This is a genomic window from Pseudomonas sp. D1-36 (genome assembly GCF_051132205.1).
Lineage (GTDB): Bacteria > Pseudomonadota > Gammaproteobacteria > Pseudomonadales > Pseudomonadaceae > Aquipseudomonas.
This window is the reverse complement of record NZ_CP071674.1, coordinates 5,190,741-5,213,625: the sequence shown is the minus strand read 5'-3', so window position 1 is coordinate 5,213,625 and position 22,885 is coordinate 5,190,741. Positions and strand designations below refer to the sequence as shown.

Annotated in this window: 14 protein-coding genes; 12 read left to right on the top strand and 2 right to left on the bottom strand. The window is 62.3% G+C overall.

Translation table 11 applies throughout. The features are described 5' to 3' along the window. Positions 1-44: 44 nt before the first annotated feature. The 6 genes from dgcB (at position 45) to J3P76_RS23420 (ending at position 11,845) form a co-directional block, all read left to right on the top strand. Positions 45-1,994, top strand: a complete 1,950-nt coding sequence (dgcB, locus tag J3P76_RS23445) for a dimethylglycine demethylation protein DgcB (RefSeq protein WP_434649816.1) — start codon at positions 45-47, stop codon at positions 1,992-1,994. After that, the gene (locus J3P76_RS23440) at positions 1,994-3,214 is read left to right on the top strand and encodes an electron transfer flavoprotein subunit alpha/FixB family protein (RefSeq protein ID WP_434609125.1); all 1,221 of its coding nucleotides are present in this window, start codon (positions 1,994-1,996) and stop codon (positions 3,212-3,214) included. Before dgcB ends, J3P76_RS23440 begins: the two co-directional genes overlap by 1 nt. A 15-nt stretch (positions 3,215-3,229) precedes the next feature. Then, complete coding sequence (locus tag J3P76_RS23435; protein WP_420764945.1) at positions 3,230-4,000, top strand: electron transfer flavoprotein subunit beta; 771 nt, start codon at positions 3,230-3,232, stop codon at positions 3,998-4,000. Positions 4,001-5,098: 1,098 nt separating this feature from the next. Continuing rightward, the gene (locus J3P76_RS23430) at positions 5,099-8,551 is read left to right on the top strand and encodes a GMC oxidoreductase (protein ID WP_434701295.1); all 3,453 of its coding nucleotides are present in this window, start codon (positions 5,099-5,101) and stop codon (positions 8,549-8,551) included. Positions 8,552-8,704: 153 nt separating this feature from the next. Next, a complete protein-coding gene (locus J3P76_RS23425; RefSeq protein WP_420764943.1) occupies positions 8,705-10,573 on the top strand; it encodes a hypothetical protein in 1,869 nt (622 codons plus the stop codon). A 27-nt stretch (positions 10,574-10,600) separates the two neighbouring features. Next, on the top strand, positions 10,601-11,845 hold the full coding sequence (locus tag J3P76_RS23420; protein ID WP_420764942.1) for a metallophosphoesterase: 1,245 nt from the start codon (positions 10,601-10,603) through the stop codon (positions 11,843-11,845). 115 nt (positions 11,846-11,960) lie between these two features. Here the strand turns inward: J3P76_RS23420 and gbcA are convergent, their stop codons facing one another. After that, positions 11,961-13,256: a glycine-betaine demethylase subunit GbcA gene (gene gbcA, locus J3P76_RS23415; protein WP_434561915.1), complete on the bottom strand. Its 1,296-nt coding sequence runs from the start codon at positions 13,254-13,256 to the stop codon at positions 11,961-11,963. A gap of 284 nt (positions 13,257-13,540) precedes the next feature. On the opposite strand from gbcA, the gene gbcB reads away from it, so the two are divergent. Next, on the top strand, positions 13,541-14,641 hold the full coding sequence (gbcB, locus tag J3P76_RS23410) for a glycine-betaine demethylase subunit GbcB (RefSeq protein WP_434561917.1): 1,101 nt from the start codon (positions 13,541-13,543) through the stop codon (positions 14,639-14,641). 172 nt (positions 14,642-14,813) lie between these two features. Here gbcB and J3P76_RS23405 read toward each other — a convergent pair whose 3' ends face one another. After that, positions 14,814-15,854: a low specificity L-threonine aldolase gene (locus J3P76_RS23405; RefSeq protein WP_434561919.1), complete on the bottom strand. Its 1,041-nt coding sequence runs from the start codon at positions 15,852-15,854 to the stop codon at positions 14,814-14,816. Positions 15,855-16,047: 193 nt separating this feature from the next. Between J3P76_RS23405 and J3P76_RS23400 the strand changes: the two genes are divergently transcribed. The 5 genes from J3P76_RS23400 (at position 16,048) to J3P76_RS23380 (ending at position 22,834) form a co-directional block, all read left to right on the top strand. After that, positions 16,048-16,758 carry a TraX family protein gene (locus tag J3P76_RS23400; protein ID WP_420764938.1) on the top strand — a complete coding sequence of 237 codons (711 nt, stop codon included), beginning with the start codon at positions 16,048-16,050 and terminating at the stop codon, positions 16,756-16,758. 191 nt (positions 16,759-16,949) lie between these two features. Then, the gene (gene glyA / locus J3P76_RS23395; RefSeq protein ID WP_420764937.1) at positions 16,950-18,203 is read left to right on the top strand and encodes a serine hydroxymethyltransferase; all 1,254 of its coding nucleotides are present in this window, start codon (positions 16,950-16,952) and stop codon (positions 18,201-18,203) included. A gap of 22 nt (positions 18,204-18,225) precedes the next feature. Further along, positions 18,226-19,476: a sarcosine oxidase subunit beta gene (locus J3P76_RS23390; protein WP_030139293.1), complete on the top strand. Its 1,251-nt coding sequence runs from the start codon at positions 18,226-18,228 to the stop codon at positions 19,474-19,476. A gap of 14 nt (positions 19,477-19,490) precedes the next feature. Next, positions 19,491-19,820 carry a sarcosine oxidase subunit delta gene (locus tag J3P76_RS23385; protein WP_434561923.1) on the top strand — a complete coding sequence of 110 codons (330 nt, stop codon included), beginning with the start codon at positions 19,491-19,493 and terminating at the stop codon, positions 19,818-19,820. Next, entirely contained in the window at positions 19,817-22,834 is a 3,018-nt protein-coding gene (locus J3P76_RS23380) for a sarcosine oxidase subunit alpha (protein WP_434701294.1), read from the top strand. Before J3P76_RS23385 ends, J3P76_RS23380 begins: the two co-directional genes overlap by 4 nt. The last annotated feature ends 51 nt before the right edge of the window (positions 22,835-22,885 follow it).

Sequence of the window (22,885 nt, the reverse complement as noted above, 5' to 3'; positions counted from 1 at the left end):
GCAGTTTGGCCTGCAAGACCCTGAGGTCTTTGGGAGCAACACCTATGTTGAACACCCTTCTTCCAATCCTGCTGTTCGCAGCCCTGGGCCTCGCTGCCCTCGGCGCCTTGCGGCGGGTGAACATGTGGCGCCGGGGACGACCGGCCAAGGTCGATCTGATCGGCGGACTTTTTGCCATGCCCAAACGCTACATGGTGGATCTGCACCATGTGGTGGCGCGGGACAAATACATTGCCAACACCCACGTCGCCACGGCGGGTGGTGCGGTGGCGTCGATTGTGTTGGCGATCCTGGTCCACGGTTTTGGCCTGCACAACCGCATCCTCGGCTACGCCTTGCTGCTGATGTCGGCGGTGATGTTCGTGGGCGCGATCTTCATGTACCTGCGTCGGCGCAACCCGCCGGCGCGCTTGTCGAAAGGCCCGTGGATGCGCCTGCCGAAAAGCCTGCTGGCCTTCTCGGTGTCGTTCTTTTTGGTGACGCTGCCGGTGGCGGGCATCCTTCCGGAAAACTTTGGCGGCTGGCTGGTGGCGGCGATCCTCGGTGTCGGCGTGTTGTGGGGCGTGTCGGAATTGTTCTTCGGCATGACCTGGGGTGGGCCGATGAAACACGCCTTCGCCGGTGCCCTGCACCTGGCCTGGCACCGCCGCGCCGAGCGCTTCGGTGGCGGCCGTTCCACCGGTCTCAAACCGTTGGACCTGAACGATCCTGCCGCACCGCTGGGCGTGGAAAAACCCAAGGACTTCACTTGGAACCAACTGCTGGGCTTTGACGCATGCGTGCAGTGCGGCAAGTGCGAAGCGGCTTGCCCGGCGTTCGCCGCCGGCCAGCCGTTGAACCCGAAGAAACTCATCCAGGACATGGTCGTCGGCCTGGCCGGCGGCACCGATGCGAAATTCGCCGGCAGCCCTTATCCAGGCAAACCGGTGGGTGAGCACGGCGGCAATCCACATCAGCCGATCGTCAACGGCCTGGTGGACGCCGAGACCCTGTGGTCCTGCACTACCTGCCGGGCTTGCGTCGAGGAATGCCCGATGATGATCGAGCACGTCGATGCCATCGTCGACATGCGCCGTCACCTGACCCTGGAAAAAGGCGCGACGCCGAACAAGGGCGCCGAAGTATTGGAAAACCTCATCGCCACCGATAACCCCGGCGGCTTCGCCCCGGGCGGGCGAATGAACTGGGCGGCGGACCTGAACCTCGACCTGCTCAGCGAGAAGAAATCCACCGACGTTCTGTTCTGGGTCGGCGACGGCGCCTTCGACATGCGCAACCAGCGCACCCTGCGCGCCTTCGTCAAAGTGCTCAAGGCGGCGAAAATCGACTTCGCCGTGCTCGGTCTCGAGGAGCGCGACAGCGGCGACGTGGCCCGGCGCCTGGGTGATGAAGCGACGTTCCAGCTGTTGGCCAAGCGCAATATCCAGACCCTGGCCAAATACAGCTTCAACCGCATCGTCACGTGCGACCCCCACAGCTTTCACGTGTTGAAAAACGAATACGGTGCCTTTGATGGCAATTACCTGGTGCAGCACCACAGCACCTATATGGCCGAGATCATCGACGCCGGCGCCCTGAATCTTGGTCAGCACAAGGGCGACAGCGTGACCTATCACGACCCTTGCTACCTGGGCCGCTACAACGGCGAATATGAAGCGCCGCGCCAAGTGCTTCGTGCGCTCGGCATCGAGGTGAAGGAAATGCAGCGTTCCGGTTTCCGTTCCCGTTGCTGCGGCGGTGGCGGCGGCGCGCCGATCACCGACATCCCGGGCAAGCAGCGCATCCCGGACATGCGCATGGAAGACATCCGTGAAACCGGCGCCGAGCTGGTGGCGGTGGGTTGTCCACAATGCACCGCGATGCTCGAAGGCGTGGTCGAACCTCGGCCGATGATCAAGGACATTGCCGAACTGGTGGCCGACGCGCTGCTTGAAGAAGCCGCGCCGCGCAAGCCTGTGGCGCCGGCCAAACGTGAACCTGCGGAGGTGCATTAATGAGCGACATCATCCGCCGCGACCCTCGCGCCGAGTGGATTGCCCGCAACCGCCTGCACCCGTTGCACACGGCCATGCAACCGGTGCAGCACAGCTGGATGGGGCCCAACGGCGTCATTCGCAAGAACGTCCATGGCGTCGGTTTCATCGGCCCCAACGGCATTAAGCGCATCGACCGCAGCGGTGCCCAGCAGGGCGGTGCAACCAAGCGCACTGCCGCGACGCAAGTGCAATTGCCACTGCATCAAATCGTGCAACCGGCGTTCTATATCAGCGTTGTGCCGGATATGGTCGGCGGCCGCCTCAGCAGCCACGACCGCGATTTGCTGGGCCTGGCCCATCAGCTGGCCGGCAGTGACGGGGCGGTGCTGGCCGTGGTTTTCGGCGAACACAAGGAGAACACCTTCGCCACGGCGGGCGTGGACCGCTTGCTGGTGCTCGATGGCGAGGAATTCAGCGGTTATGCACCGGAGCAGCGGGTGCAAGGGTTACGGGCTGTGGATAACCAATTCAACCCACGCCACTGGCTGCTGCCCGACAGCCGCAGCGGTGGTGGCGAACTGGGTCGGCGCTTTGCCGCGGCCTTGGGCGAGCGCCCGGCCACGCGGGTCTGGCAGGTTAAGGACGAGGCCTGCGTCGGCCGCGCCGGTGCAGGGCTGCAAGACCTCGCTCGGCCATTGGCGCGGTTGATCCTGGCCGCCGCCGAATGCGCCGAGCCGGTCAGCGAAACCCGTCACGAAGCCCTGCCGGTGGAGTTATCCACAAGCGTGGCGCGCAGCCTGTCGCGCATTGAAGACCTCGGCGCGGTGGCGGTTGACCCGGGTGCGATTCCGATGGCCGAGGCCGAGTTCATTTTCTCCGGCGGCAACGGCGTCAAGGACTGGGCGCTTTTCCACAGGACAGCGGCGGCCTTGGGCGCGACCGAGGGTGCCTCGCGGGTAGCGGTGGACGACGGTTTCATGGCCCGGGATCGCCAGGTCGGTGCGTCCGGCACCTGGGTCACGGCGAGGGTCTACGTGGCCGTCGGGATTTCTGGGGCGATCCAGCACCTGCAAGGCATCGGCGCCTGCGACAAGGTGGTGGCGATCAACCTCGATCCGGGCTGCGACATGATCAAACGGGCGGACCTGTCGGTGATCGGTGACAGCGCGGCGATTCTCCAGGCCCTGATCGCGGCGGTAGAGGCTTACCGCAACGAAGCCAGGCGCGATGCGGCTTAAGCTAAGGAAACGTTCATGAGTACCCAAGTGATCAGCCTTGTCTCCATCGGCGCCCACCCGACCTCCGGTCGGCCACGGCGCGCCGAGCAAGACGCCCGTGCCGTGGAACTGGGCCTGCAGCTGGCCGGCAACGACCTGCAAGTGCTGCATGCCGGGGATGTGGCGGAACCGGCGTTGCGCGCTTATCTGGGCATGGGGCTGGATGAACTTCACGTCCTGGAAAACCCCGTCGGAGCCGACGCGCTGCCGGCCCTCACCGACTATCTGCGTGACGCCGGCGCCCAGGTGGTGCTGACCGGCAGCCAGGCGGAAACCGGCGAAGGTTCGGGCATGCTTCCATTTTTGCTGGCGGAGAGCCTCGGTTGGCCGCTGGTGGTGGGGCTGGCCCAGGTCGAATCCATCGAAAACGGCGCGGCCCTGGTGTTGCAAGCCTTGCCCCGTGGTCAGCGGCGGCGGCTCAAGGTGCGCTTGCCATTTCTCGCCACTGTGGATAACGCCGCGCCAAAACCTCGGCAAAGCGCCTACGGCCCGGCGCGGCGTGGGGCGTTGCATGCTGAGGAGGTCGAGGTCATTGACGATACGTTGTTGGCCGTGGCGACCCTGCAACCGGCCAAGCCAAGACCCAAGCGCCTGAAAGTGATCAAGGCCAAGAGCGGCGCCGATCGCATGAAAGCCGCCACGGCCAAGGCCAGCGGCGGGGGCGGGCAGGTGCTCAAGGGCGTGAGCCCGGAGGCAGGGGCAGAGGCAATTCTCAAATTGTTGGTAGAGGAAGGGGTGGTTCGTTAAACCCAATTCAAAACAAAACCCTGTGGGAGCGAGCCTGCTTGCGAAGACACTCCGTCAGCCGCTGAAGGTATCGACCGATGCGCCGTCTTCGCGAACAGGCTCGCTCCCATAGTTTGTTCGGCGTTACTCACAATCTCTGTGTGCGCCTCTGTGGATAACCTGTTCGCCCCTCGCTACGGCCCACGCCAATCAGGCGCTGTAGCCCTTCGATCAAAAAACAGCCAGCCTAACTTACGGTTTTTATTGGCTTTTCTCCGTGAATAAAACCCCGCTTCGAGCAAAACTTGCCCCCAATCTCTGTTGGCGCTTCTGTGGATAAGATGTTCGCTGTCCGCTACAGGCCAAGCGCTTCGCGGCTTTCACAGCGCTGATCAAATAATAGCCAGATTCGCGCCGTCACCCGGAAAACCACTGGAAAACATGGATCTATAGGGCGTGAAATGGGTTTTCCACAAAACCGTCAAAGTTACCCCCAAACCCTGTTGGCGCTTCTGTGGATAAGGTGTTCGCTATGCCCTGTAGCCCTTTAAATCAAAGGCTCTCAGAGTGCTGATCAAAAAACAGTCACACCGTCAGGAAACTGTTGTCGTTAGATAACTCACGGATTTTATTCACATTGGCCCTCAGCAAATTGCCGGCGCGTGCACATTTGTCCCCATTTGCTGTGGGTGGTCATGTGGATAACTTGTTCGCGGAACTCTGGGAGCCACGGCCGGCTTAGTGCTAATCGCGATAGATCAAATTTCATACAGTTCTAAGGAACTGCCTTGACGTAGGGGTGTCGCCTGTCTTCACTCATGGCACAAGGACAGCGAACATTATCCATATCTGGTTCAGGGAGAACGCACGATGGATAGCAAGGCCCCCCAACCGTTTCCCGCTTCAGCCCCGACATGCATCCCCACGCCTGCCGTCTCGCCGCTTCGACGCACCCATCGTCGCGGGGCCAATCAGCGTGCACGCCTATAACACCTGAGCTTTTCCCCAGTCACCGTTGACTGCCGCTTCAACCCATACGGGATAGTGGCCAGGCGTTCCTGCGCCTGTGAATTTACAGGCAACCGCAGAGTTGCCCCTTCTGCCTGAGAGGACTTGAACATGACACGGATCTCGACCCCCATCAGTGAAATCAAGGAGCACTACGACGTTATCGTCATTGGTTCCGGCTACGGCGGCGGTATCGCCGCGTCACGCTTGTCCCGGGCCGGGCGCAAGGTCTGTCTGCTGGAGCGCGGCCGGGAGATCCAGCCCGGCGAGTATCCCAATACCTTGCTCGCCGCCACCGAAGAATTGCAGGTGCATGACCCGGACGGCCACATCGGTTCGCGCACCGGGTTGTTCGACCTGCACGTCAACGCCCAGCAGAACGTCGTGGTCGGGTGTGGCCTGGGCGGTACCTCGCTGATCAACGCCAACGTAGCGCTGGAAGCCGAGCCCGGTGTCTTCGAGGACCCGCGCTGGCCCCTGGCGATGCGCGAGCACAGCGATACGTTGCTCAAGGACGGCTACGCCCGGGCCCGTGAAATGCTCAAGCCCAACCCTTATCCGGCGTCCTCGCCGAACCTGCCCAAGCTCGACGCCCACAAGAAGTCGGCGGACTACCTCAAGCAAGGCGCCCACTTCTACAAACCGCCGATCAACGTCACCTTCGACAAGCTGCCCAACAATCTCAATCACGTCGGCGTTGAGCAACTGCCGTGCAATGGCTGTGGCGACTGCGTCTCGGGCTGTAACAACAAGGCCAAGAACACCACGCTGATGAACTACCTGCCGGATGCCTGGAACCATGGCGCGGAGATTTTCTGCCAGGCCGAGGTGCGTCACCTGGAGCGCGAGGGTGACGGCTGGATCGTGCATTTCCAATACCTGGACAGCGGTCGCGAAATGTTTTCGGCGCCGACGCTCTTTGTGCGCGCGGACATCGTGGTGGTGTCCGCCGGCACCCTGGGTTCCACCGAAATCATGCTGCGCTCGCGGGACAAGGGCCTGTCGATGTCCGCCCAGTTGGGCGAAAACATGAGCGGCAACGGTGACATCCTCGGTTTCGGCCACAACTGCGATCAAGTGATCAACGGCATCGGCTTTGGTGCCCATTCGGCCAAGGAACTCGAGCCGGTGGGGCCATGCATTACGTCGGTCATCGACATGCGCACCGAGGGCGACTGGCGCAGCCGCATGGTGATCGAGGAAGGCTCGATCCCCGGCGCCCTCGGCCGAGCCATGGTGCCAAGCATGGCGGCGTTCGCCGAAACGATCGGCGTGCCCACCGACACCGGCTTCGGTGCCAGCCTCAAGTACAAGGGCCGCGAGGCCGAGAGTTTCCTGCGTGGGCCGTATTACGGCGCGCTGCACAACATGCAGACCTATTTGATCATGAGCCATGACAACGGCAAGGGCCGCATGGTGCTCGATAACAAGGACCAACTGCGCATCGACTGGCCCGGTGTCGGCGAGCAGGAAAACGTCACGCTTGGCAACGAGCGCCTGCACCAGAGCACCAAGGCCCTGGGCGGGATCTGGGTCGAGAATCCGATCTGGACCAAGTTGCTCAAGCACAGCATCGTTTCGGTTCATCCACTGGGCGGTTGCGTGATGGGCGAGGACGCGGTCCAGGGCGTGGTCAACCACAAGGGCCAGGTGTTCAGCGGCGCCAGCGGCACCGACGTCTACCCGGGCCTGTATGTGACGGACGGCTCGGTGATTCCGACCTCACTGGCGGTCAATCCCTTGCTGACGATTTCAGCAGTGAGTGAGCGCAACATGGGGCTGCTGGCGGCTGATCGCGGCTGGCTGATCGATTACACGCTACCGTCGGCGCCGCGCAAACCGGTGGCGGCGCCAACCCTCGGCGTGCAGTTCACCGAAACCATGAAGGGCTTCTTCTCCACGGCGTTCACCCAGCCCCAAGGCACCGACCTCAGCCTTTACGAAGTGGCGGCCAAGCGCGGCCAGGCGGACAACTCACCCATCGAGTTCACCCTGACCATCACCGCCGCCGACCTCAATCGCCTGATCAAGGAGCCGGAGCACGCCGCGACGCTGGTGGGCACCCTCGATGCGCCGCTGCTGTCGCCCAAGCCCCTGGTTGCCAGCAATGGCGTATTCAACCTGTTCGAGCAATACCAGGAACAGGTCGGCGTGCGGCACATGAACTACGACATGAAGCTGACCGCCGAAGACGGCAGCGATTATTACTTCAGCGCCTTCAAGACCGTGCCCGAGGACAACGGCGTGCTGAACATCTGGCACGACACCAGCACGCTATACGTCACGCTTTATCGCGGGCCGGACAAGACCGGCGCGGTGCTCGGCTCCGGCGTCATGCACATTCTGCCGGCCGACTTCGCCAAGCAGATGACCACCATGAAAGTGCTCAACGCCCGCAATGAGCGCGAGCGCGTGGAGGCGTTGGCGCGGTTCGGCAAGTTCTTCGCGGGTATCTTGTGGGAAAGCTACGGCGGCGTCTTCGCCGGCGACGTCTACTTCAACCCGGACGCGCCGCCACGCTTGAAACGCCCCTTGGATGCGCCGGCCCCGGTGGTGCATTTCTTCCAGACCGAAGATAACGTCGAGCTTCGCCTGACCCGCTACCAAGCTGGCAGCAAAGGCCCCGTGATGTTGGTGCATGGCCTGGGCGTGGGCTCGAATATCTTCTCCACCGACACCATCCACACCAACCTGCTGGAGTACCTGTGCAAGCACGAATATGACGTCTGGCTACTGGACCTGCGCGTCAGCATCCTGCTGCCGGCCAGCAAGCATGAATGGAATGGCGACCAGGTGGCCCAGTACGACTTCAAGGCGGCCATCGAGCAGATCCAGCAGGCAACCCTGGCCCGCGACGTGCAATGCGTGGTGCATTGCTATGGCGCGACGACCTTCTTCATGTCGATGCTCGCCGGGTTGCAGGGCGTGCGTTCGGTGGTTTGCTCGCAGATCGCGGCCGACACGGTGGTCGCCACCGCCACGGGGCTCAAGGCCGGTCTGCACCTGCCGGGAGTGCTCGATGCCATCGGCATCAAATCCATGACGGCCTACGCCGACACCAAGGAAAGCTGGTTCAACAAACTCTACGACAAGGCCCTCAATGGCTATGCCCGGATCGAGGCTCAGGGTTATTGCACCAACCCGGTCTGCCATCGCATCACGTTCATGTACGCCTCGCTGTACCGCCATGACACCCTCAACGAAACCCTGCACGACAACCTGCACGAGTTGTTCGGCGAGTCGAACATCCAGACCTTCGAGCATCTGGCGTTGATCGTGCGCAAGGGGCATCTGGTGGACTTCAAGGGCAACGACGTCTACATGCCGCATTTCGATCGGTTGAGTTTGCCGATCTGCTTCATCAGCGGTGCCGACAACCAGTGCTACCTGCCGCAAAGCACCCTCAAGACCTACGAGCGGCTGTGCGACATGCATGGCCCGCAACTGTTCAGCCGCCACGAGATACCCGGCTACGGTCACATCGACTGCATGTTCGGCAAGGATGCGGTGGTGGATGTGTATCCGATCATTCTTGAGCACCTGGAGAAAACGGCGCTGGGCTAGCTGGCTGCCCTCGGTGGCGAGGGAGCTTGCTCCCGCTCGGCTGCGAAGCAGTCGTCGCTTTTGAAGTCTTGGGGGCCGCTACGCGGCCCAGCGGGAGCAAGCTCCCACGCCACATGGGTTTTGTGGTGAGTCAAGAATAAGGAAAAGGATGCCATGAACGCTCACATCCGCTGGTTCCAACGCATCATCTGGATCGGCATCGTCATGAACATGGTCTTCGCGATCCCGGCGCTGTTCGCGCCGGCGTTGCTGACGTCCATGCTTGGCCTGCCGCCCGTGCTGTCCGATCCCTGGTTGGAGAACACCGGCATGTTGCTGGTGGGGATCAGCCTGTTCTACATGCCTTCGGGCTTCAACGCGCCGCGTTTCGTGGTGCATTCGTGGTTGTGCGTGCTGTCGCGGCTGGTGGCGGTGGTGTTCTGGATCTACCTGATCAACACCAACAACCAGGGCTCGTTGTTCGTGCCGATGTTGATGGGCGACCTGAGCATGTTCCTGATCCTGGGCGTGCTGCTTTACCTGGGCAGCCCGGTGGCCAACCGTCCGCTGGCCTTGCTCCAGGCCGGTTGGCGCGAGTGGCGCGCCGGCTGGGCGCTGCGCTGGCAGAGCCACGCGTTCAGGGTCGGCACGTTGGTGGTGGTCTTGTTGTTGGGTTTCATCGGCTACCAGACCTGGTACCAGATGATCCGGGAGGTGCCGCAACCGGACTTTGCATCCGATGAAGATCACTACAAATACGCCGCCATCGGCCTGGGCATCGAGGCGCGGATTCCCTATTACCTGTTCGCCGTGCTGCCGCAGATGTGTCCGGAAAAAATGCCCAAGCCAGGCGGCTACGAGGTGTTCGGTTTTCTCTATGAAAATGGCAACGACCTGCCCATCGGCATGGCCAAGCGGCAGCTCGGCTACCCCACCGTGGAGCCGAACTGCGCCCTGTGCCATACCGGTTCGTATCGGGCCAATGCCTCCGATGTCGCGGTGCCCGTCGCCGCCGCGCCGGCCAATACCCTGCAACTGCAAGCCTTCCAATGGTTCGCCTACGAGTGTGCCAGCGACCCGAAATTCACCCCCGACGCCGTCATGGCGGCGATCAACGGCAAGTTCCAGCTGGGCTTTTTCGAAAAGCTCTACAACCGCTACCTGATCATCCCAATGGCAAAAAGCGCGTTGCTCAAGCAGAAGCAGGCCTATGCCTGGCAGAAGCTGCGTCCGGCCCAGGGGCCAGGGCGGACCGACACCTTCAACCCGACCAAGATGGTGGTCTTTGGCTTCCCGGATGACTCCACCATCGGCACCGTGGACTTGCCCCAGGTGTGGAACCAGAAACCTCGCGAGTCCATGTACCTGCACTGGGACGGCAATAACAACAAGATCCACGAACGCAACTACGCCGCCGCCATGGCCGTGGGCGCGACGCCGGGATCGGTACTGCCGCCTAGTTTCAACCGCGTGACCAACTGGCTGCTTGGCCACAAGGCGCCGGCGTGGCCGTTCGCCCTGGACCAAGGGAAAGTTGCCCAGGGCAAGCCGATCTGGGATCAAAACTGCGCCGGTTGCCACGATTTCGGGCGCAGCGATACCGGGCAAGTCACCACCAATATCGACCAGTTGGGCACCGATCCCCATCGCCTGAACTCCTTTACCACCGGCCTGGTGAGCGCGTTCCACGGCTTCAAGAAACCACCGTTCGACTTTGGCGCCTACCGCAAGACCCAGAGCTACAGCAACACGCCCACCGACGGCATCTGGTTGCGTGCGCCGTACCTGCACAACGGTTCGGTGCCGACCTTGTGGGATTTGCTGCAAGCGCCGGAGCAGCGTCCGCAGGTCTTTTACACCGGCTCCGATATCTACGATCCGCAGAAGGTCGGCTTCATCACCAGCGGCGCGCAGATGAAGGCGTCGGCTGACTTCAAATACGACACCCGCCTGGAAGGCAATCACAACGGCGGTCACCTGTATGGCACGCAACTGTCGGACGTCGACAAGCGGGCCCTGATCGAATTCATGAAGACCCTGTAGCCCAGGGCACAACGAAGGAGCGTCCACATGTCATTACTGCATCATTGGGAACATGAGTTCGACAAGGTCAAGGTCCGCCTGCATGGGTTGGTCACGCGGCTGGAAATGTCCTGGAAAAAACTCGTCAACGATCTTGAACCGGAGGAATTCCAGGCCATCGTCAAGCTGCTGCAGCGAGGCCATGACCAGGCCCGGCACGTCATCGATCACGGCGATCTGCCGGACGATGAGCCGGCCGTGCCCTGGGAGCTCGCTCATGGCTTGTCGATCCTGAAGATCGGCAACGCCAGCGCCTTGCCGCAAAGTGAAGACGAACTGCGCACCCGAGTACTCAAGGACGGCACCTTGCTGGGGTGCCGCAAATGGGAATTGCTGGACCTGCTGTGGAGCGAGGCGCTGCTCAAATGGATTGAAAACCTGCGCCACCACGCGACGTTCGCCACCACCCCGGCGCTGGTGAAAATGGACAACGACGTGGTGCTCGCCATCGCAGGCGACTGGGGCACCGGGCCGTTCGACAGTCACGCACCCGCGGTGGCCGTCGCCAACCAGATGCAACTGGCCCAGGCTGACTTCACCATCCACCTGGGCGATGTCTACTACGCCGGCACGCATTCCCAGGAAGATGTCGACATGGCCGGGTGGCCGCAGGGCAAGCATGGGTCGTTCACCCTCAACTCCAACCATGAGATGTACAGCGGCGCCCATGGCTACTTCAAGGAGCTGGCGTCGCGTTTTCCGGTGCAACAGGGCACCAGTTATTTCGCCTTGTACAACGACGACTGGCTGGTGGTCGGGCTCGACAGTGCCTACGCTTCGGACGCAATGAACCTGTACATGGACGGCACCCTCAACACCCAGCAGATCGAGTGGATGAAAACCCTGCCCAAGCGCAAGAAGCTCATGGTGCTCAGTCATCACCAAGGCTTCGACATTTCAGGGCACAACAAGACCGCGCTTTATCAACCGGTCTGCGACGCCCTGGGGCGCGAGCCGGATTATTGGTATTGGGGCCATTTGCACAATGGCATCTGTTACGCACCCCAAGGTGGGCTGCATGCGCGCTGCGCCGGGCACGGGGCGATTCCCTATGGCACCACCAGCGAGTTGAACGGGCATGCCCGGGTGTTATGGTCGGAAACTGAACTGGCGGGGGACGAGACGTATCCGGAGCGGGTGTTGAATGGGTATGTGAAGGTTCAGCTGAGGGGGGAGGAGATTGTCGAGACGTTTTATGGGGAGGATGGCAGTGTGCGGTGGTCTTCCAGGTAGTCGGTGAATGTCAGGCCGCTATCGCGAGCAGGCTCGCTCCCACAAGGGTTCTGTGTCGGTCACAGAACCTGTGGGAGCGAGCTTGCTCCGGCGGCGATCCGATGATGCTTCTGACTTAGCCCTGGACCGGAACGCCCTTGAGGTACGGCGCAGGTTCAGCCCCCAGGTTGTTGAGCAAGCGCTCGCTGTACCAATCCACGAAATTCACCACGCCGAACTCATAGGTCTTGGAGTACGGGCCCGGCTGGTAGGCGGTGGAGTTGATGCCGCGCTGGTTTTCCTCGGCCAGGCGACGGTCCTGGTCGTTGGTGGCGTCCCAGACCTGGCGCATGCGCTCTACGTCGTAGTCGACGCCTTCGACCGCGTCCTTGTGCACCAGCCACTTGGTGGTGACCATGGTTTCCTGGGCGCTGATCGGCCACACGGTGAACACGATGATGTGGTCGCCCATGCAGTGGTTCCACGAGTGCGGCAGGTGCAGGATGCGCATCGAGCCCAGGTCCGGGTTCTTGATGCGGCCCATCAGCTTGGCGCAGCCCTGCTTGCCGTCCATGGTCATCGACACGGTGCCCTTGAGCAGCGGCATGCGCACGATGCGGTTGCGCAGGCCGAAGCTGGCGTGGGCGTAAGGGATCTTCTCGGCTTCCCAGGCGGCGGCGGAAGCGGCCACGTGGTCCTTGAACGCCTGGTCGGCGCGTGGGTCGGTGACGTCGTCCCATTCCAGCAAGGTTTTTAGCAGTTCAGGGTGCGAGGCGTTGCAGTGGTAGCACTCGCGGTTGTTCTCCAGCACCAGTTTCCAGTTGGCCTTTTCCATCAAGGTGGTTTGCACCGCCACCTTGGTGTTCTCCATGTCGTAGGGTTCCATGTAGTGGTTCAGGGTCGACAGGAAATCATCGATGGCCGGTGGGTTCTCGGCCAGGCTGATGAAGATGTAGCCGCCGGCGGTCTTCACGTTCACCGGCTTGAGGCCGTACTGCTTCATGTCGAAGTCGGCACCCATCTCGGTGCCGGCGAACAGCAGGCGACCGTCCAGTTCGTAGGTCCACTGGTGGTAATGGCAGACCAGTTTGGCGACCTTGCCCTTGTCGCTGGTGCACAGCCGCGAACCACGGTGGCGGCAGACGTTATGGAAGGCATGCACCACGCCCTCGGCGCCGCGAATCACAATGATCGGGTTCTTGCCGATCTGCAGCGTCAGGTAGTTGCCCTTGGCCGGGATTTCGCAGGTCATGCCGGCGATCAACCATTCCTTCTGGAAAATTTCCTGCATGTCGATATCGAACAGGCGCTCATCGGAGTAGAACGGCTGCGGCAGCGAAAAGGTGCGCTCGCGCTCTTGCAGCATCTGCGCGGTGGCCTTGCGTGCGGGTTCCAGCGGATCGCCCAGGCTCAGGGTGGTGGTGACGTCCATCGTTTTGTCCTCATGGTCCTCTACGAGACCATCAAAAAAGTGGCTGATCGGTTGTGCTACGCAAGGCAGAAATTTGTGATTGTCTGTTGGGGCGAGTGTGGGGCCGCGCAGGGGCGCAATCTTATCCATGGGCGACATGGCCCAATCTGTTCCCGACGCGCAAGCCCCGGTAGTTGGGGGCTGGTCGCGATAAGTATGTGAATGTCGCAGATAGGTAAATGGCGGTACAGGCGCCTAAGCACAATCGCCATCATTAAGGCCGACAGTCGGCCGTGGAGATCAGCATGTCCAATAATTTCCTGAACCCGGTCACCACCCAGACCTGGGCCAATGGCCGACATATCGTTCGTTGCGTCAAAGTCATCCAGGAAACCTGGGATGTGCGCACATTCTGTTTCATGGCCGACCAGCCGATCATGTTCTTTTTCAAGCCCGGGCAATTTGTCACCCTGGAGCTGGAAATCGAAGGCCAGCCGATCATGCGTTCCTACACCATTTCCAGTTCGCCGTCGGTGCCCTACAGCTTCTCGGTGACCATCAAGCGCGTGCCGGGGGGCAAGGTTTCCAACTGGCTGCACGATACGCTGCACGAGGGCCAGGAACTGGCGGTGCACGGGCCGGTGGGGCTGTTCAACGCCATCGATTTCCCGAGTCCGAAAGTGCTTTACCTCAGCGGTGGCGTGGGAATTACGCCGTGCATGTCCATGGCGCGTTGGTTCTACGATACCAACGCCAACGTCGACATGACCTTCGTCCACAGCGCTCGCTCGCCCAAGGACATCATCTACCACCGCGAGCTGGAGCACATGGCGTCGCGGATCGACAACTTCAGCTTGCACCTGATCTGCGAAAAACATGGCCTGGGCGAGCCGTGGGCCGGGTACCGCGGATACTTGAATCACAAGATGCTGGAATTGATGGTGCCCGATTTCCTCGAGCGCGAAGTGTTCTGCTGCGGCCCGACGCCGTACATGAGTGCGGTCAAGCGCCTGCTGGAAGCCGCCGGCTATGACATGAAGCGTTATCACGAGGAATCCTTTGGCGCCACGCCACCGGAAGCCCGCGCCGATGCGGTGGAACAGGCCGAACAGGCCGCTGACGCACCGGAAGTTGACCAGGCGGACCTGCACCAGGTGGAATTCGTCGCCTCCGGCAAGAGCATCGGCGTAGCACCGGGCGAAACCGTCCACGCGGCCGCCGCCAAGCTCGGCCTGATGATCCCCAAGGCTTGTGGCATGGGCATCTGCGGCACTTGCAAGGTGTTGAAGCTGGGCGGGGAAGTGGAGATGGAGCACAACGGCGGGATCACCGAGGACGACGAGGCCGAGGGTTATATCCTGTCGTGCTGCAGCGTGCCGAAGGGGGATGTGCGGATCGAGTTTTAAATCGCGGCGGGCCCTCTGTGGCGAGGGAGCTTGCTCCCGCTCGGCTGCGCAGCAGTCGTCATCTGGTAGGTGGGGACTACCTGATAGACCGCATGGGGCTGCTGCGCAGCCCAGCGGGAGCGAGCTCCCTCGCCACAAAAGCTCAAAAAGCCTGAAGCGATGGGTCGTTGCTTCAGGCGGCCATCACTTCCCGAATATCCGCCGCCAATTCCCGCACCCGCGCCTCTTCTGTATCCCACGAGCACATGAAGCGTGCGCCGCCCTTGCCGATGAAGGTGTAGAAGCGCCAGCCCTTGGCCGTCAGCGCGGCGATAGCCGGCTCCGAGAGTTGCAGGAACACCCCGTTGGCCTGGACCGGGAACATCAGTTCCACGCCCTCGATGTCGCTGACCAGCTCCGCCAGCAATTGCGCGCAGCGGTTGGCGTGGCGGGCGTGCTTGAGCCAGGCGTCGTTTTGCAGCAGGCCGACCCAGGGCGCGGACAGGAAGCGCATTTTCGACGCCAGTTGCCCGGCCTGTTTGCAGCGGTAGTCGAAGTCTTCGGCCAGGTCGTGGTTGAAGAACAGAATTGCTTCGCCCACCGCCATGCCGTTTTTCGTCCCGCCGAAGCACAACACGTCCACGCCGGCCTTCCAGGTCAGGTCGGCCGGGGTGCAGCCGAGGAAGGCGCAGGCGTTGGAGAATCGCGCGCCGTCCATGTGCAGGTTCAGGCCCAGCTCCTTGCAGGTGACGCTGATGGCGCGGATTTCCTCCGGCGTGTAGACACTGCCCACTTCCGTGGCCTGGGTCAGGGTCACGACGCGCGGCTTGGGGTAGTGGATATCCTGGCGCTTGAGGGCGACCTCGCGGATCGAGTCGGGCGTCAGCTTGCCGTTCTCGGTGCGTGCCACCAGCAGCTTGGAGCCGTTGGAGAAGAATTCCGGCGCGCCACATTCGTCGGTCTCGACGTGGGCGGTTTCCGAGCAGATCACGCTGTGATAACTCTGGCACAGTGAGGACAGCGCCAAGGAGTTGGCCGCCGTGCCGTTGAACGCGAAGAACACTTCGCAGTCGGTTTCGAACAAGGCACGGAAATCATCCGCCGCGCGATGGGTCCACTCGTCGTCGCCGTAGGCGCGCTGGTGGCCCTGGTTGGCTTCTTCCATGGCCGCCCAGGCTTCAGGGCAGATGCCGGAATAGTTGTCGCTGGCAAATTGTTGACTCTTGTCGGTCATGGCCGTGCTCCTTGATTAGAGAGTCCTGGGTAAGAGATCCCTGGCGGAATTCCCGGATGGGGGTTCCTTGGTCCGGCGTGCTTGAGTGCGCAACGCCGTGGTCTATGTTGGTGCGCACTTTACCCAAGATTAGCGGGGGAACATACGGGATGTTTCTGTCAGAAAATCACAAAGCCCCAGGGCCGCGACGCACATGAGTCGACGCGACGGCGCCCTGGACCTGCTCAAGTGGCTGGCACTGTTGTCGATGGTCCTCGATCATCTGCGATATGTCGGTTTTTCCGTCGATTGGCTGTATGTGCCGGGGAGGTTGGCGTTTCCGTGGTTCTGCCTGGCGATGGCGGCAAACCTGGCGCGCAGCGGCGGCGCCGCCGGCACCGATGCGTGGCGCTACCTGGGCTGGCTGTTGCTGTTCAGCGCCGTCAGCGAAATTCCCTACCGCTTGTTCATTCCCGCCCCCGCCACCTTGAATGTCATGCCTACGTTGGTGCTTGGGTTATTGGTAGCGCGTTGTTGGCAGACGCCCACCTTGGAAGCGCGATGCCTGGCCGCGATGGCGTTGCTGCTGGCGGCGCTGTTTTCGTCGCGGTTGATGTTTGGCTTCTATGGGGTGCTGCTGCCACTGGCGACATTGCTGGCGTTCAAGCGCTCGCTGTTTCTGGCCTTGCTGCCGGGACTGGTGTGCGTGGCGGCCAATCAATGGCGGGTGCTGTATGGCGCCGCGTGGCTGGGGGATGCGGTGGCGTTGTGGGGGTTGGTGGCTTGCCTGATCGCGCCAGGGCTGGGCCTGGTGCTTTTGCGACACGCGGGTCGTTTTCATCCGGTGCCGATGCGACGTTGGGCCTATCTGCTCTATCCCGCGCACTTTCTGCTGTTGCTCGCGGTTCGCCAAGCCTTTGCATAACCCTTGTTCTCTCACCACAAGGGAAGGTGTTCGATTCCATTTGATCCCATGTCGTAAACGCACCTTTGCGTGGCGTCCATAGGCATTTGACCTGCCTGCGCCGGCCATACCATCGCATCCAAAGGGCACGACCGAAACGGTCCGTGCCTCACCGAGACGAAAGGCGCACCGCCGCCGCTGGGAGAGACGCGATGTTCAGCAAGCAAGACCAAATCCAAGGCTACGATGATGCACTGCTGGCGGCGATGAATGCCGAGGAGCAACGCCAGGAAGACCACATCGAACTGATCGCGTCCGAGAACTACACCAGCAAGCGTGTGATGCAGGCCCAGGGCAGCGGCTTGACCAACAAATACGCCGAAGGCTATCCGGGCAAGCGCTACTACGGTGGCTGCGAGCACGTCGACAAGGTCGAGGCCCTGGCCATCGAGCGCGCCAAGCAGTTGTTCGGCGCCGATTACGCCAACGTCCAGCCCCACTCCGGTTCGTCGGCCAACAGCGCCGTCTACCTGGCCCTGCTGCAAGCCGGTGACACCATCCTGGGCATGAGCCTGGCCCACGGCGGTCACCTGACTCACGGTGCGAAAGTGTCGTCCTCAGGCAAACTCTACAACGCGGTGCAATACGGCATCGACACCACCACCGGCCTGATCGACTACGACGAAGTCGAGCGCCTGGCGGTCGAGTGCAAGCCGAAGATGATCGTTGCCGGTTTCTCTGCCTACTCCAAGACCCTGGATTTTCCACGCTTCCGCCAGATCGCCGACAAGGTCGGTGCGCTGCTGTTCGTCGACATGGCCCACGTCGCTGGCCTGGTTGCCGCCGGCCTGTACCCAAACCCACTGCCGTACGCCGACGTGGTCACCACCACCACCCACAAGACCCTGCGCGGTCCCCGTGGCGGTCTGATCCTGGCCAAGTCCAACGAAGAAATCGAGAAGAAGCTCAACGCCGCGGTATTCCCCGGCGCCCAGGGCGGCCCGCTGATGCACGTGATCGCCGGCAAGGCCGTGTGCTTCAAGGAGGCCCTGGAACCAGGTTTCAAGGCCTATCAACAGCAAGTGATCGAAAACGCCCAGGCCATGGCTGGCGTGTTCATCAAGCGTGGCTACGATGTGGTATCCGGCGGCACCGATAATCACCTGTTCCTGGTCAGCCTGATTCGCCAGGGCCTGACGGGCAAGGACGCCGACGCCGCCCTGGGCCGCGCCCACATCACCGTCAACAAGAACGCCGTGCCGAACGACCCGCAATCGCCGTTCGTGACCTCGGGCCTGCGTATCGGTACCCCGGCGGTGACCACGCGCGGTTTCAAGGTCAGCCAGTGCGTCACGCTGGCCGGTTGGATCTGCGACATCCTCGACAACCTCGGCGATGCCGATGTCGAGGCCAATGTCGCGCAGCAAGTGGCGGCCCTGTGCGCGGACTTCCCGGTTTATCGCTGAGTCGGTTTTGGAGTAAATGACTATGCAACGCTATTCGGGCTTCGGCCTCTTCAAACACTCACTCAGCCACCATGAAAACTGGCAGCGGATGTGGCGCACGCCGACGCCGAAAAAGGTTTATGACGTGGTCATCGTCGGCGGTGGCGGGCATGGCCTGGCGACCGCCTACTACCTGGCCAAGGAGCACGGCATCACCAACGTGGCCGTGGTCGAGAAGGGCTGGCTGGGCGGCGGTAACACCGCGCGCAACACCACCATCGTGCGCTCCAACTACCTGTGGGACGAGTCGGCCCACCTGTACGAACATGCGATGAAACTCTGGGAAGGCCTGTCCCAGGACCTGAACTACAACGTCATGTTTTCCCAGCGTGGCGTCTACAACCTGTGCCATACCCTGCAGGACATCCGTGATTCCGAGCGTCGCGTCAGCGCCAACCGCCTCAACGGCGTGGACGGCGAGCTGCTCAACGCCAAGCAAGTGGCCGACGAAATCCCATACCTGGATTGCTCGAAAAACACCCGCTACCCGGTGATGGGCGCCACCGTCCAGCGTCGCGGCGGCGTGGCCCGTCACGATGCCGTGGCCTGGGGCTTTGCCCGGGCGGCGGACGCGTTGGGCGTGGACCTGATCCAGCAGACCGAAGTGATCGGTTTCCGCAAGGAAAACGGCGTGTGCATCGGCGTCGAAACCAACAAGGGCTTCATCGGCGCCAAGCGCGTCGGCGTGGTGACCGCCGGTAACTCCGGGCATATGGCCAAGCTCGCGGGCTTCCGCCTGCCGGTTGAGTCCCATCCATTGCAAGCGTTGGTATCGGAGCCGATCAAGCCGATCATCGACAGCGTGATCATGTCCAACGCCGTACACGGCTACATCAGCCAGTCCGACAAGGGCGACCTGGTGATCGGCGCCGGTATCGACGGCTACAACGGCTACGGCCAGCGTGGTTCGTACCCGGTGATCGAGCACACCATCCAGGCCATCGTCGAAATGTTCCCGGTGCTCTCGCGGGTGCGCATGAACCGCCAGTGGGGCGGCATCGTCGACACCACCCCGGACGCCTGCCCGATCATCTCCAAGACCCCGGTGCCGAACATGTTCTTCAACTGCGGTTGGGGCACCGGTGGTTTCAAGGCCACACCTGGCTCGGGCAACGTGTTTGCCGCAAGCCTGGCCAAGGGTGAAATGCACCCGCTGGCCGCGCCGTTTTCCATCGACCGTTTCCACAACGGCGCACTCATTGACGAACACGGCGCTGCTGCCGTCGCCCACTAACAGGAGAAATCCCCATGTTGCACATCTTCTGTCCTCACTGCGGCGAACTGCGCTCCGAAGAGGAATTCCATGCATCCGGCCAGGCGCATATCCCGCGTCCACTGGACCCGAACGCCTGCACCGACGAGGAGTGGGGCGACTACATGTTCTTCCGCGACAACCCTCGCGGCCTGCATCACGAGTTGTGGATCCATGCCGCCGGTTGCCGCCAGTACTTCAACGCGACCCGTGACACCGTGACCTACGAAATTCTCGAAACCTACAAGATCGGTCAAAAGCCGCAATTCACCGACAAGGCTGACAGTCCGAAAGCGGCCGCGCAGGCTCTGGGAGAGAAGGTATGAGCCAGATCAATCGCCTGTCCAACGGCGGACGGATCGACCGTAACAAAGTGCTGAGCTTCACCTTCAACGGCCAGACCTACAAAGGCTTCGAGGGCGACTCCCTGGCCGCCGCGCTGCTGGCCAACGGTGTCGACATCATCGGTCGCAGCTTCAAGTATTCCCGTCCGCGCGGCATTTTCGCCGCCGGCGCCGAAGAGCCGAACGCGGTGCTGCAGATCGGTGCCACCGAAGCCACCCAGATTCCGAACGTAAGGGCCACGCAACAAGCGCTGTACCAAGGCCTGGTCGCCACCAGCACCAACGGCTGGCCGAACGTGAACAACGACATGATGGGGATCCTCGGCAAGGTCGGCGGCAAGCTGATGCCGCCGGGCTTCTACTACAAAACCTTCATGTACCCGCAATCGTTCTGGATGACCTACGAGAAGTACATCCGCAAGGCCGCAGGGTTGGGTCGCTCGCCGACCGAGAACGATCCGGACACCTACGACTACATGAACCGTCACTGCGACGTGCTGATCGTCGGCGCCGGCCCTGCTGGTCTGGCCGCCGCACTGGCCGCGGCCCGCAGCGGTGCGCGCGTGATCCTGGCTGACGAGCAGGAAGAGTTCGGTGGCAGCCTGCTCGATTCCCGCGAGAGTCTGGACGGCAAGCCGGCGACCGAGTGGGTCGCTGCCGCGGTGGCTGAACTGCGCTCGATGCCGGAAGTGGTGTTGCTGCATCGCGCCACGGTGAACGGCTACCACGACCATAACTTCCTGACCATCCATGAGCGCCTCACCGATCACCTGGGTGATCGCGCTCCGATCGGCCAGGTTCGCCAGCGCATCAACCGTGTCCGTGCCAAGCGCGTGGTGCTGGCGACCGGCGCCTGCGAGCGGCCATTGGTCTACGGCAACAACGACGTGCCGGGCAACATGCTGGCTGGCGCGGTTTCTACTTACATCCGCCGCTACGGCGTGGCGCCGGGCAAGAAACTGGTCCTGAGCACCAACAATGACCACGCCTATCGCGTGGCCCTGGACTGGTTCGACGCCGGCCTGCAAGTGGTTGCCGTGGCCGATGCCCGCAGCAACCCACGTGGCGCACTGGTGGAAGAAGCCCGCGCCAAGGGCATCCGCATCCTTACCGGCAGCGCCGTGATCGAAGCCCGTGGCAGCAAGCGCGTCACCGGGGCACGGGTTGCCGCGATCGATGTGCGCGCCCATACAGTCACCAGCCCCGGCGAATGGCTGGACTGCGACCTGGTGGCGAGCTCCGGCGGCTACAGCCCGGTGGTCCACCTGGCTTCGCACCTGGGCGGCAAGCCGATCTGGCGTGAAGACATCCTCGGTTTCGTACCGGGCGAAGCTCCGCAGAAACGGGTGTGCGTCGGCGGTGTAAATGGCGTGTACAGCCTCGGCGATAGCTTGGCCGACGGTTTCGAAGGCGGCGTGCGCGCGGCCAGCGAAGCGGGTTTCAAGGCAGTGGAGGGCGTGTTGCCCAAAGCCCTGAGCCGTCACGAAGAACCGACCCTGGCGCTGTTCCAGGTGCCCCACGAAAAAACCACCGCTCGGGCGCCGAAGCAATTCGTCGACCTGCAAAACGACGTCACCGCCGCCGCCATCGAACTCGCCACCCGCGAAGGCTTCGAGTCGGTGGAACACGTCAAGCGTTACACCGCCCTGGGCTTCGGCACTGACCAAGGCAAGCTGGGCAACGTCAACGGCCTGGCCATCGCGGCCCGTTCGCTGAACGTGAGCATCCCGCAGATGGGCACCACCATGTTCCGTCCGAACTACACGCCGGTGACTTTCGGCGCGGTGGCCGGCCGTCACTGCGGGCACATTTTCGAGCCGGTGCGCTTCACCGCGCTGCATGCCTGGCATGTAAAAAACGGTGCTGAGTTCGAAGACGTCGGCCAATGGAAGCGCCCTTGGTACTTCCCGAAGAACGGCGAAGACATGCACGCCGCAGTCAAGCGCGAATGCAAGGCCGTGCGCGACAGCGTCGGCCTGCTGGACGCCTCGACCCTGGGCAAGATCGATATCCAGGGCCCGGATGCCCGTGAGTTCCTCAACCGCATCTACACCAATGCCTGGACCAAGCTCGACGTGGGCAAGGCCCGCTACGGCCTGATGTGCAAGGAAGACGGCATGGTCTTCGACGACGGCGTGACAGCCTGTCTGGCGGACAACCATTTCCTGATGACCACCACCACTGGCGGCGCGGCTCGTGTGCTGCAATGGCTGGAGATCTACCAGCAGACCGAATGGCCGGACTTGAAGGTGTACTTCACCTCGGTCACCGACCACTGGGCAACCATGACCCTGTCGGGGCCCAACAGCCGCAAGCTGCTGAGCGAAGTCACCGACATCGACCTGGACAAGGACGGCTTCCCGTTCATGACCTGGAAGGAAGGCCTGGTGGGCGGCGTGCCGGCGCGGGTGTTCCGTATCTCGTTCACCGGTGAGCTGTCATACGAGATCAACGTGCAGGCCGACTACGCCATGGGTGTGCTCGAGCAGATCGTCGAGGCCGGCAAGAAATACAACCTGACCCCGTACGGCACCGAGACCATGCACGTCTTGCGGGCTGAGAAAGGCTTCATCATCGTCGGTCAGGACACCGACGGTTCGATGACCCCGGACGACCTGAACATGGGCTGGTGCGTCGGCCGCACCAAGCCGTTCTCTTGGATCGGCTGGCGCGGGATGAATCGCGAAGATTGCGTGCGCGAAAATCGCAAGCAACTGGTGGGGCTCAAGCCGATCGACCCGAATGTCTGGCTGCCGGAAGGCGCCCAGCTGGTGTTCAACCCCAAGCAGGCGATCCCGATGTCGATGGTCGGCCACGTCACCTCCAGCTATGCGCATAACTCTCTGGGTTATTCGTTTGCGATGGGTGTGGTCAAGGGTGGCTTGAAGCGCCTGGGCGAGCGGGTGTTCGCGCCATTGGCCGACGGCCGGGTGATCGAGGCAGAGATCGTTTCTTCGGTGTTCTTCGATCCGAAGGGGGATCGGCAGAACATCTGATTGGCTTGAGATCCTGTGGGGCGCAATCGCGAGCAAGCTCGCTCCCACAGT